The sequence below is a fragment of the Roseivirga echinicomitans genome (genome assembly GCF_001592935.1).
Taxonomy (GTDB): Bacteria; Bacteroidota; Bacteroidia; order Cytophagales; family Cyclobacteriaceae; genus Roseivirga; species Roseivirga echinicomitans.
The window spans coordinates 1-12,747 of record NZ_LRDB01000014.1 but is presented as its reverse complement, the minus strand read 5'-3'; the positions used below and the strand labels follow the sequence as shown (position 1 = coordinate 12,747).

Here is a 12,747-nt window from a genome sequence, read left to right as displayed (position 1 = left end):
TGAATGGAAGCGCAAGAAAAAAACCTAAGCAAAAGCGGGAAGACAATTTTCTTATATATCGCTTTAGCGATGATACTGATCATAATAATTTTTGGGCTGGTAAAGTATGCCATGGCTCCAGTAAACAAATTGGCAGAATGGAAGAAAAATCAAGAAACAATAGCGGTTTATAATGACGCTAAATTAGATTCGATTCAACGTTTGATCGCTTATAGAGATGCTTTATTAAGCCTTTCAAAGAAGGATTCTATCCATTTAATCATCAATGTGCCAGACAGCACCTTAGGGTTATTTATCAATGGCGTAGTGATTTACAATGTGAAAATGACCTCAATGAAGCTTGATCCAATGCTCAGAAAATTACCTCAGGGCATGTACATACAAACATTTTCAAAACCTCTGTCTGTAACGCTGTCTGAAGCCAGTATTATAAAGGAGCCTATTATTGAAAAGATAGCGCCCAAAAACCCAGAAGAATTACTGACTTCGGTTACGACACCCGACACTTTGGTGCACCAACCTGTTTTCATCAAGTTGATTACCGACAACGGAATCCACTTTCTTATTACGCAAGATGAGGACCTCACTTCGGTAGATAAAAAAGCCAACCGTAGTTTTTGGTCGGGGAGAAGAATGGAAAGGACAAAGTCTTTTTTAACTGCTATGGTCAATTTTCAACCTTATGAATATCAGCCTTCGGTAATTTTAGAAGCCAACGATAAAGCGTTAACGGCCATTTATAGGGCATTACCCGAACAGCCTAAAGTGGTGGTGTATTATGAGTAGGTGGCTGATGGTTGATTGACCGCTAGCCACCTACTTGATTTCTTTTGACTAGCCTATTTAGTCAATTTAATCATTCCAGAAAGTGGGGCTTCTAAGCGGTTGAGGCCTGCTTTTAAAGTAACCGACTTGTTCAGTACCTCATTTCCTTCAGTATCGAAAACGGCAATATTGCCCTTCCAATCTTTTGCCAGTTCCAGCATAATGATTTTGCTGCCCTTGGCATTCACAATGTCCAAAGCAGAAAGATTGTCACTTTCTGGTCTTACCAAAAGCTCTTCGAAAAGGGTGGTGATCTGCTTTTTGCCATTGTGGGCGGTTAGCATGGGGTAATTGGCACTTGGGTTTGAAGGAATAAATTTAGAATCGAGAAGTATGTCGCGGTTCTCATTCCAATACTTGAACCAATAACGGATCATATTCAAATGATGCTCAGGGATTTCTTCCAAACGAACGGAAAGCTGAGGTACACTGTACAGAATATTTAAGATTTGAAGCGCAGCCGACTCAACAGACTCTTCTTTTCTCCAAATAAACATATCGGCATGAACGGCTGTATTTCCAGCCATAATGCGCAAAGTGGTGGTCTCTACTCGGTTGGCCACTGCATTGTTCGGGACATCGGTGCCTCGCAACATATTTCCAAATTTCCGCATCAATGGGCCAATGTATGGCTGACGGAATTCGATCATAATGTCTGGTTTTTTGGCCTTAAGTCGGTTCATGACTTCCGTCATTAAATGATCCGTGGCTTCGTTGACCGAGGCGAAATCTCGTCCATTTCTGGCCGTCAAATCTGTATCGGCTTGTGCCGAAAAACGACCGATGAAATCGAGCTTGAAACCATCAAGTCCCCAGTCGTCTAGTGCTTTTTCATAAGTATTGATGATGTACTCCCTTACTTCAGGATAACGCGGGTCCATAATCCAGGTGCCTTGTCCGTTCCAGTAGAAAAGGTATTTGCCTTTGAATCGCTCAAAATTCTTGGCGTTCTCCCCCATAAACGGAAGCGAGTACCAAAGAATGAATTTCATGCCAGTGGCATGCACACCATCTACAAAACCCTTCATGTCAGGAATTCTATCGGGCTCCCAGTCGCCAGTGTAGGCGTAACCTCGGTTGCCATCAAGCGTTTGCCAACCATCGTCAACAATTACGGCATCGGTGCCCAATGATTTAGCAATCGCAGATTCCTTAATAATTTCTTCGGCAGTAATGCCCTGATGATAGCTGTACCAAGTAGAATACATTGGTCGCTTTGCGATATCCGGAACAGCAAGCGGAGTGTATTCTGGTTTAGAAGCCCACCATGCGCTCACTTTTTCAACAGCTTCGTAATAAGGAAGTGGTCGAGTGTCAATTCTCAGTTCAATTTCATAAGAAGTGGTTTTAGGCATACGCTCTGTAAAGAGCCTGATGTTGGGGTAAAACTTCACATCTTCCTCACGCAAATAGCTGCTGATGTCCACTTTGTTTAACGCGTCTGAAAGGGCAAATGTAATTCTGTTCTGAAGCCTGTTATTGTAGAGGGTGAGGACAGGCGCCCATTGCGATGCTTTTGAGCTTAGTGGACTTCTGTAATAATTCGTTCTATCATTATTGGTCGGGTTCCAATAGCCATTAATATCCACTGAAGGAAAATTGAAAGACAAAGACACGGGCTTTAGCTCACTTGGTTTTTCTGCTTCGAATTTGAAAGTGATGATTTGTAAACCTTCTTCAATCTGCTTTTGGCTTTTGGTTACTTTAAAATCGCCAAGGTCTCCACTCACCTGAATGCTGTCCATTTCTACCAAAATTGGATCGAAATCGGGTTCGGTGGTGTTGATACTTAGGTTTTCAGTAGGAGAGCTGCAAGCGCAAAAAGCAAAGCTGAGCAGCAAGAGTGATTTGTAATAGGTTGGTTTGAAAAAATGCATAGCTAAATGGTTTCCTCAAAAATAACCTAATATATGAACCTTCCGAACTCCGATTTATAAATGGTGGAATTTAGGTGCGCCAAAATGATTAACGCTCCTAAAGTCATATTACTTATTCTTCAACACCCTTTTTACCAATGGGCCTATGGTTAAGCCTTGACCAATGATCGAGAAAACCACTATAATATAAGTGACGGTCAGGAAAAGCTCGCGCTCCATTTCTGGTTTCAGCGATAGCGCTAAGGCAATGGAGATTCCTCCTCGAATTCCACCCCAAGTCATAATGAGGTTGGTTTTTGGAATGAAATCTAATTTCTTTTTAAACAATGCTACCGGGCCAGCTAGGGCTAAATATCTGGCGATAAGCGCTACTGGAATGGCAATTAAACCAAAGGTGATGTATTCACCATTGATGGTGATCACAAGCAATTCTAAACCGATTAATACAAATAGAATGGCGTTGAGTAAAACATCGAGCAACTCCCAGAATTTATCTACATAATTCTGTGTGGTCGTTGACCAAGCAATTTTGGGGGATTTATTTCCTATGAAAATACCGGCAACCACAACCGCCAAAGGCCCTGAAACATGGAGTAAATGGGCTAAAGCCGAGAGCCCCATTACTAAGGCAAGCGTAATAATTACCTCGGTTTCATAATGGTCTATGGTTCTCATAAGCTGGAATACTAGCCATCCGCCAATAAGGCCGAGGGCAATTCCACCCACTACTTCTTCGAAGAAAAGAAAGCTTACTTCAGTAGCCTCAACCGAAGCCAAACCTTGTTCCGCAATTTTATAAATCACCAAGAATACAACTACGCCAACCCCATCATTAAACAGCGATTCTCCTACAATTTTGATTTCGAGTTTTTTGGGTGCGTTGGCATCTTTCAGAATCCCTAAAACTGCAATAGGGTCAGTAGGAGAAATTAAAGCGCCAAAGAGCAAACAATAGATGTAATTGATTTCATGCCCGATGAGAATGGCCACATAGTACATCAGCGTTCCAATAATAAAGGTAGAAACCACCACGCCCATGGTAGCAAATAGCGCAATGGGAACTCTATGTTTTTTAAGAGCATCGAGTTTAGTATGAAGCGCTCCTGCAAATAGCAAAAAGCTCAGCATAATGTCGAGCAAGGCAGTTTCGAAGTCGATGGATTCAATGAGTATTTTGGCTTCATCTAAGATGTAATGGTTGAAACTTCCTAGAATAGTGAGAACGAGGGTAAAGCAAATCGCAATGAGCATAAGCCCGATTGTGAAAGGCAGTTTCAGAAATTTGGTATTGATAAAGGCAAACACTGCCGAAAGAACAATAAGTATGGTAATGATGCTGAAAATGTCCATTGACTTCTATTAAGGTTTAAACCAGTAATGGCAAAATAAAACCTTTAATCGAATTGTGTGATAAAGAAGAGCAATAATCATTTCGATTATTACGGCATGATGAGGTTATATACCGATTCAGGAAGAATACTTAGTGCAAAACCTTCAATCAAACCTCCTGCATAAAGTGTGAGGTGGTCTTTGAAGGGTGGGCGCTCAAAAACGTATTCAATTGAATCTGCGAGTCCATTTTTGCTTCCTCTGTTGTTTCTCCTAGTAATTAGGTTGCCTAAACCAGACTGCAACCAACGTTCATTATTTTGATTGTCTGTTACTTTCAGTTTTAATCCTTCAAAGTCAGAGCGCATGGTTCCCCAGTTTGTTAACTGGTTTCCTCGGCCCTCAAAGTTGATGCTGTTGATTTTACCTTCCGCCAACTTGACCCTTGTGAGGTTAGCAATTAGTGGGTTGAGGCTAGTGAGTTTCATTGGGCCAATGTAGCCTTTGTAGGTATGATTATTAGGGTCGTTTAATGGAAGGTTAAATTCGAACTTAAAAGGGGCATCTTGCATGAAAACACCCTCAAAGTCCGCTTTAATACTGTTACGTTTTTCCTTTTCAGTATAAAGGTTAGCAATTGTAGCATTCAGCTGTGTCAGTATTAAGTTGCCAGGTTGAAGCTCTTTGTCGCTATAGATTTTATAATCAATGCTGCTATCTTTTAAATACAGAGTATCAACTTCAACAGGGATTGGGAGGTTGAGGAAGGACTGGTGAAATAGTTCTTTATAGAGCGTTTCATCCAGTGGAACGCTTTTGTTTCTCACAAGATTCATGTCCAATCCGATCAAATGTAAGGTCTTGCCTTTTATGGAAGAAAGGTCTTTCAGTTCTTTAAAATTTCCTGACTGATAAGTGAGGGTATCTAAAGTGATATTGAAAATGGTTTTTCGAAACTGACTCTCCAAGGTCATTTTATAAGGGTCTCTTTTTGCAGTTATTTCTACGCCAAAGCACTGGAGTAATTCGTCTCTATAGTTAAAGTTGATGCCGTCAATCAGGTATTTATAGTCTGAGTCTTTTGGGCTCAGTAGGATTTCGTTCAGCGAAAAAGCCACTTGTTCAACTTTGGAGGTTTTAATGATGTTTTCAGTAGAATTGAGATCAATTTTTAGATCTTCCATTTTTACATTTACCTGCTTTCCAGCGTAGAGCGTATCTGCTAAATTTCGATGAAAGACGAAAGAGGCATGTCCATCAGTGAGGTCGAAGTTGGCTACTTGGATACTCCCGATTGCACTCTTTTTCGAGTCTTCATTCTTAGAGTTGTTATTTCCTATTAAGCTCTCTTTTTCTGGAATGAAGAAGAGTAGTTCAGGCTTTTCAATGGCTACTTTGTTTACGTCAATTACAGAGCGAAACAAAAGGTCTGAAATGTTGATATTGACTACTTTGAACGAGTTGGTTTTAAAGAAAACTGCGGGGTAACGGATCATCATGAATTTGTTTGCAGTGTCTGTTTCGAACTCCACTTTTTCAAATTCTATATTGAAGCCATTCCATGATAAAGAGGTGTAGCTATTTTCAAACGATAGGGTATAAAAATCCCCAAATGTATCTTTAATTTCTTTTTTTAAACGATTGTTAATGATGTCTTTGAGAAAGAAGGTAACGAAGATTGAGAGCAATAAACCTACTGTCAATACAGTGATTCCCGTAATTTTGAATATTCTGAGCCAAGTTTTTGATGGTTTTTCCATAGCAGATACCCTTCTAAATTACACAAAGTGTTCCAGAATGTTTTTGAGTGTGGCAATGAGTTTCTTTCTATTCTGAAAAGGATGCTTACAGCATGACTTAACGTTGAGGTTTGTATCAATGCCGAGGCTTAACCAGATAAGCCAGATCTTGCAGTCATCCCGTAGGGATCTTTTCACGTATCACAGGTCCCACTGTTGCTTTTCTTGTTCTACTGAAAAGGATGCTTACAGCATGACTTAGCTTTAGATATTGTGCGAACGATTTTATGTAAGAGTTGACGCCAGCTTTACATTCATCCCTGTAGGGGTCTTTTCACGCAACGCAGTAGTTGGCTGCTCGCAACTCGTTTTCTTGTTGTACTGAAAATGATGCTAAGCCCTCCCCGTAACATCAGGTTCAGGTGGCCAAGGTGTTATTTCATCATTCAAAAACAGCCATTCTGAATTTATTGAGTTTATAAGTTCTTCTTTCTTAACTCTTGTCCAGCTTTTAATTTCCTTTTCCCTTTCTATAGCACCTACAGCAGAATGATGAAACTCGTAATAAAGTAGACAATAGCAGTAGTACCTGCCAGCGAAAGTCTTCTTATGCCCTCTGTTCAGATAATGTTCAATGATTCGATATTCTAAGTTGTTGGTCATGCCTGTATACAAAGAGTCTTTTAAGGGGTTAGTTGTAATGTAGACATGAAAACCTTTCATGTTTGAAAATACTGAATTCGGAAATAAAAAATGAGAATTACTTTCTGATTTTGGTTGCTCGAATGGACGGTTTCTTGTGTTACTGAAAAAGATGCTTACAGCATGACTTAACTTTGAAGTTTGTACGAAAGAGATTATTTAGCCAGACAAGCTAACTATTCAGTCATCCCGTAGGGCTTTTTTCAAAGGGCGTAGTAGTCTGCTACTCACAATTTGTTTTCTTGTGTTACTGAAAAAGATGCTTACAGCATGATTTAGCTTTGGGGTTTGTGAGGTGAGAAGTGGCTGGGTCAGGTAAGTCTGTAGACTATGCAACTGTTGAACTCAATACTTAAACACTAAAAAGAAACTGGCACCTTGGTCTTTCTCTGATTTGACGGTGAGGTCACCTTTGTGCTTTTTCATGATTTGCTTAGAAAGGCTCAGCCCAATTCCAGAACCCTGTTCTTTTGTAGAGAAGAAAGGAATGAAAATTTGATCAATCTTACTTTCTTCAATTCCCATTCCGTTGTCCGTCACTTCAATTACTTTTTCTGACTCTCGGAAATAAGTCCTTAAAGTGATTCGAGGGTTTTCAGTCTCCTTTAATGCATGCTTTGCATTCGTAATTAGGTTAATCAGCACCTGTTCAATTAATTTTCTGTCGATAGAAAGTTCGAAGGCACTTTTAAGGTGAAGTTCCAATGTGATGTTCTCTTTCTGAAGCTCTGGCTTCATGAGCTGCGCCATGTTTTCTAATAATTCAATGGCATCTGTGCGCTCTTTGTCCAGATTTTTAACTCGGGTGAGTTTACGATAATCGTCCACAAAATGGAGAAGGCCTTCACTTCGCCTTTGAATGGTTTCCAATGAAAAACGGATGTCGGCCAAATCTTCTTCAGAAATTTCGTCAATGGACTTCTCAAGGTTTTCGCCTTTGTGTAGCATCATCTGCATGGTTTCCGTAAGTGAAGTAATAGGCGTGACCGAGTTCATGATTTCGTGCGTAAGAATACGAATAAGCTTATGCCAAGCCTCAATTTCCTTCTGTTCAATCTCCGACTTAATGTTCTGAAAAGTGATGATCGAGTACCTGAAGTTTAAAATTTTCAGTCGGGTAACATGGGCGGAAATTTGAAGTTTATCACCTTTAACGTTCAGTTCAATTAACTTTCTTTCGTTGTCGTCCATCTCAGAAAATTCACGAGAAAATTGAGGGGAAAGCTGTTGTAGTTGCTTCCAATAATTGGGTACGCCAACCCCTAAAAGAGTTTGGGCGGTTTTATTCATGAGCTCAATTTGATGCTCTTCCTTTATGGCAATGATCCCCACGTTCACATTGTCTACAATCACTTTTAGAAACCTGAACTGGGCTTCCTTTTCAACGGATACTTTTTTAAAGGCTTCTATAATTTCCACAAAAGCATCTTGTAATTCCTGAAAGGATTTGCCGTGCTTCTTGCCTTTAAATGAAATCGAAAAATCTGAATAGCGAATGGCCAAGAGAAGTTTTGCCAGTTCTCTGTTGGTGAAGGTGATAAAGCGTATCAACTCAGCCACCTGAATAATAACAATAGAAAGCAGAATGATTTGATTGAAGAACAACTCAGTTTTGGCGAAAATAAAAGCCAAGCCCGTTAGCGTTAACATCAATAACGTTATCCGAATTATTACAAGAAGGCTGAATCGCTTTGAAACCATTTTTGGTTAGTTAATAGTTAAGGGTTATGAGTGTATTGGTTAAGAGGTTAATGTTCATGGGTTCTTTTATTTGGAGCATATTTCTTCTAGACCGATCCATTCGTGGGAGATGTTCTTCATTAATAATGCGTTGTCAAACTTCACAGACCCTTTTGGGAATACTTGTTCGTTGTCGAAAAAACTAGATTCAACCTTTAAAACCTCGAGAGGTGTTACTTTCCAGTTTGTGGTTTTTAATTCTAATCCGTCAAATGTCTTTTTGTTATTAGGTGAATAGCCAACAGCGCCTTGTTCAAAAAATGATGAGGCCTCATTGATGTTTTGGAATATACTATTGTCGCCCCATTTTTCGGTCACTTTAGCCAAAATTAAAAGCTTTGTTTGATCATTGCTTTCAAACGATACTTCATAATTACCACTTAATTCACTCACTTTAAAATCGGCCAAATGATGTTCTCCTGGAAAGAGAGTGCCTCCTGCGAAAGCGTTGAGTCTAGATGAAGTATCTCTTCGAGGAATGTAGACTCCTTCTTTTGTGATTCCTTCTGACTCCCATTCTACTGCAATTCGGTGGGCTCCGTTTTCAGAGGAAATGCCTATGCTTTTTGGGAGGCCTTTTGGTCTGATTTCCTTTAATCGGATCAAGCAGATACCAGCTATCCCTTTGCCCTTCACTAATTTGGGCTTGAAAGGGTGTGGCAAGAAAGATTCAAGTACATCCTTATCAATTTGATAGTTAATAAGAATTCTTCGATCAATTACTCCTTGAATTACGGGTATTTTCATTCCTGATTTCTATTTTCGGATAACTGATAACTGATAACTTCTGCCTAATAACTCATTCCTATTAACCCTTAACTCAACTACAGTCCGTATTTCTGAAGTCTTCTATACAAAGCCAACCGATCAATGCCCAGATCTTTCGCGGCACGGGTTACGTTTCCGTTGTTCTTATCTAGCGCTTTTAAGATGAGGCGCTTTTCCATTTCTGAAAGGTCTAGAATATCTTCCTCCAAACGTTTGTTACTGCGGTTAGGTTGAAGTACAAAATCGTCAGCGGTAAGCTTATGGTCATCAGCCAAAATGATGGCACGTTCTATGGCATGTTGCAGTTCGCGAATATTCCCAGGCCAATGATACTTCTTGAGTTTGGCAATGGTATTTTGATCAATTCGCATTTTCGGTTTCTGATATTTCTTACCGTAGAGCTGCATAAAATGCTGCACGAGTAAATCGATATCCTCAGTTCTTTCGGCTAGTGCGGGCATTCTCAGTTCCACGGTATTAATTCTGTAGAGCAAATCTTGGCGGAAAGTGCCTTCCTTCACCATTTCGTACAATGGCATATTGGTGGCGCAGATCAAACGAATATCAACTGAGATTTCTTTTCCTGAACCCACTCGACTTACTTTTCTTTGTTGTAAAACGGTGAGGAGTTTGGCTTGTAAAGGAAGAGAGAGATTACCTATTTCATCTAAAAAAAGTGTGCCGCCAGAAGCCAGCTCAAACCTACCGGGTTTGTCTTCTTTGGCATCTGTAAAGGCGCCTCGTACATGGCCAAAGAGTTCGCTTTCAAAAAGGTTTTCGCTGATAGAGCCTAAATCTACATTGATGAAAACCTTGCCCTTTCGCTCCGACTGGCGATGTAAGGCACGAGCGGCCAACTCTTTTCCAGTTCCATTTTCACCCAAAACCAAGACATTGGCTTCGGTGGGGCCTACTTTTTCAATTAAAGAGAAGACCTTTTGTATGGGCAATGATTCACCAATGAAGTTCTCGAACTTTTGATCAATCTCGCTGGAGAGCGTTTTTTGAGTGCTTTTCAGTCGGTCGACTTCCAGCTTGCTTTGCCTTAGCTGTAGGGCGGATTGAATAGTGCCGAAGAGCTTTTCGTTTTTCCATGGTTTAGGCAGAAAGTCGGTAGCACCAGACTTTACAGCTTTCACCGCCAAGTCAAATTCACCATAGGCTGTAATCAGTATCACTATCGCGTTTGGATCGATGGTTAGAATTCGGTTGAGCCACTTCAAACCTTCTTCTCCTTCGTTGTCTCCTTTCTTGAAATTCATATCGAGCAACACTACATCGAAGGCTTCACGCTCTAAGTGATCGGGGATTTGCTCTGGGTCATTTTCAATTTGAACCAGTGTGAACTGCTGTTTCAAATACATCCGTGCGGTGTTAAGCACATCAATATCATCGTCAACCACTAAAATTTTTGCTTCTGTCTTACTCATGGAGATACTGTATCAAAACCAAACAGTTAAATGTATTGAAAACAAACGATATATAGACTATTTATTTTCCGAATTGGATGTAACTATCAGTAAATCAATTGTATATATGTTTGGCACTGCTATTGGTATGGCAGCTGTATCATAAAGGTCAAACTATGCTCAAAAACTATATCACAACAGCTTTCAGAAACCTTACCAGAAACAAGACTTACACGATTATTAATGTGTTTGGGCTGGCACTAGGAATTAGCGCAGCCATTGTTCTCTTTAAAATTGTGCTTTTCGAAAAGAGTTTCGATCAGTACCAAAGCAATTTTGATAACCTCTATAGGTTTACCAAACGAACTGAAAGCCCAAATCAGGTAGAGTTTGATGCGGGAATTCAGAATCCTTTTACACTTGCCTTTAAAACCGACTATCCTGACTATGGCGTGCCTGTTCGGACTTTTGGAATAGGGGAAAGTCAATTGAGTATTACCAATTCCATTGGTGATTTACAGCACTTTGCGCAAAGGGATGGTATTACTTTTGCCGACAAAGAGTACTTCAATCTTTTTGATTATGAGTTTGAATTGGGTAATCCTGAAACCGCTTTGGACAAGCCAAATTCCGCTGTTATTTCGGTTTCTTTGGTTGAAAAACTCTTCGGCATTACTGATGGCGGTTATGACAGAGTAATAGGTAAAGAGGTTAGGCTCAATGATAAACTTGACGTTTTTATAACGGCTGTGGTAAAAGACCCGCCAGTGAACAGTTCAGTGCCTTTTAGCTTTATAATTGAATATGAGGCTATCAAGTCAATTTTCGATTTCTATCAGCCAGAATCATGGAACTCAACTTCGTCAAATGCCAATGTCTTTTTTCTGAAGGCGAAAGGGGTGGAGGATATCCAAATAGAGGCTGCCTTGACAGAGATTGTAAAAAAATATATGCCAGAAGACCCGGAAAATACGGTGTATGGCTTTCAAGCAATGGCCGATATCCATTTTCAGCCTCAGTATAACACTTATAATGACGCAGGGGTTTCTTCTGATTTTCTGACCATACCAATAGCCATCGGAGTTTTCTTAATCTTGACTGCTTGTATCAATTTCGTGAATTTATCTACGGCTTTGGCCATAAAGCGGTCGAAGGAAGTTGGTATTCGTAAGGTTTTGGGCGGAAGAAAGGAGCAGTTGATGCAGCAATTTTTGGGTGAAACTTTTTTTATCACCATCATTTCAGTTTTGATATCGTTGGGCGCTGCTGAACTGATGATGAAAAACATGGAGCAGTTTGTTGGATATAATCTATCACTCAACCTACTTCAAGACCCTCAGCTTATTATGATTTTGCTGGGGATAACAGCAGGAGTCACTTTGATGGCTGGCTTATATCCCTCATTGATTTTATCCAGACTGGCACCTGTAATGGCATTGAAAAACAAAGGCCAATCGGCACTTTCTGGTAATGTGAATACTCGCAGGGGCTTGGTGGTTTTTCAATTTGTTATTTCACAACTATTGGTGGTTTGTACGCTGGTGGTTATCTCTCAAATGCAATTCTTCGAGGAGAAGGACTTGGGCTTTAGAAAAACATCCATTGTTACTTTTCCCCTACCAACTAATGCAAGCGAAAAACTCAATCCGTTGAGAAATGAGCTTTCAACATTCGCAGGAATAGAAAAGATAAGCTTCAATTTTTCATCACCATTATCTGATAACAATATAGGCTCGAGTTTCGGTTATGCCCCGCTCGAAATGGAAGGTTCTTACGATGCGGCCTATAAAGTTGCGGACGAAAATTACTTGGATTTGTATGGTATCGAGATTCTGGCCGGTAGAAACTTTAATGCCACTGATACGCTGGATGTTGCGATTATTTCTAAATCGGTCATGGATTTAATGGGGATTGAAAACCCCGAGGATGCCATAGGGGAACAAATAGAAAGCGGCTTTGCTGAGGCAAAAAGAGTAATTGCCGTGATAAATGACTTCCATACAAAATCACTGAAAGAGAAAATTGAACCTACTATTTTGGTTACATATCAAGGTTATTTCTATGAAGGAGCCCTTCGTTTTGAAGGAACCGATAAACAAATGGGGAATGTGATTTCTGCCCTTGAAGCCGCATGGACAAAGCAATATCCAAATGTGCTTTTCGATTACTCTCTATTTTCTGAAAGTATAATGGAGAATTATGAAGAGGAGGCCAATATGATGAACCTCTTCCAGATTTTTTCTGGCATTGCCATTCTCATTGGCTGTTTAGGACTGTATGGTTTGGTCGCCTTTTTGGCCAGTCAGAAAACTAAAGAGATAGGAATTAGGAAGGTATTGGGTGCTTCAGTAGGGCAAA

Annotated in this window: 9 protein-coding genes; 2 read left to right on the top strand and 7 right to left on the bottom strand. The window is 40.1% G+C overall.

Going from position 1 to position 12,747, the window contains the following annotated elements:
- Window positions 1-3 precede the first annotated feature (3 nt).
- A complete protein-coding gene (locus tag AWN68_RS10730) occupies window positions 4-786 on the top strand; it encodes a hypothetical protein (protein ID WP_068415253.1) in 783 nt (260 codons plus the stop codon).
- 53 nt (window positions 787-839) lie between these two features.
- Here AWN68_RS10730 and AWN68_RS10725 read toward each other — a convergent pair whose 3' ends face one another.
- The 7 genes from AWN68_RS10725 to AWN68_RS10695 all read right to left on the bottom strand — a co-directional run bounded on the left by AWN68_RS10725 (window position 840) and on the right by AWN68_RS10695 (window position 10,410).
- Entirely contained in the window at window positions 840-2,702 is a 1,863-nt protein-coding gene (locus tag AWN68_RS10725; RefSeq protein ID WP_068415250.1) for a glycoside hydrolase family 36 protein, read from the bottom strand.
- Window positions 2,703-2,810: 108 nt separating this feature from the next.
- On the bottom strand, window positions 2,811-4,052 hold the full coding sequence (locus AWN68_RS10720) for a cation:proton antiporter (protein WP_068415249.1): 1,242 nt from the start codon (window positions 4,050-4,052) through the stop codon (window positions 2,811-2,813).
- 89 nt (window positions 4,053-4,141) lie between these two features.
- The gene (locus AWN68_RS10715; RefSeq protein ID WP_068415248.1) at window positions 4,142-5,791 is read right to left on the bottom strand and encodes a hypothetical protein; all 1,650 of its coding nucleotides are present in this window, start codon (window positions 5,789-5,791) and stop codon (window positions 4,142-4,144) included.
- A 372-nt stretch (window positions 5,792-6,163) separates the two neighbouring features.
- Window positions 6,164-6,493 (bottom strand): GIY-YIG nuclease family protein, encoded by a 330-nt coding sequence (locus tag AWN68_RS10710; RefSeq protein ID WP_068415247.1) that lies wholly within the window; start codon window positions 6,491-6,493, stop codon window positions 6,164-6,166.
- Between the two features lie 324 nt (window positions 6,494-6,817).
- Window positions 6,818-8,122, bottom strand: coding sequence for a sensor histidine kinase (locus tag AWN68_RS10705; protein WP_245657997.1), 1,305 nt, complete (start codon window positions 8,120-8,122; stop codon window positions 6,818-6,820).
- A 117-nt stretch (window positions 8,123-8,239) separates the two neighbouring features.
- The gene (locus AWN68_RS10700; RefSeq protein ID WP_068415243.1) at window positions 8,240-8,959 is read right to left on the bottom strand and encodes a DUF2071 domain-containing protein; all 720 of its coding nucleotides are present in this window, start codon (window positions 8,957-8,959) and stop codon (window positions 8,240-8,242) included.
- 77 nt (window positions 8,960-9,036) lie between these two features.
- Window positions 9,037-10,410 (bottom strand): sigma-54-dependent transcriptional regulator, encoded by a 1,374-nt coding sequence (locus AWN68_RS10695; protein ID WP_068415241.1) that lies wholly within the window; start codon window positions 10,408-10,410, stop codon window positions 9,037-9,039.
- A 155-nt stretch (window positions 10,411-10,565) separates the two neighbouring features.
- Here AWN68_RS10695 and AWN68_RS10690 point away from each other — a divergent pair.
- Window positions 10,566-12,747: ABC transporter permease (locus tag AWN68_RS10690; protein ID WP_068415238.1), on the top strand; the 2,182-nt coding region annotated here is incomplete at its 3' end.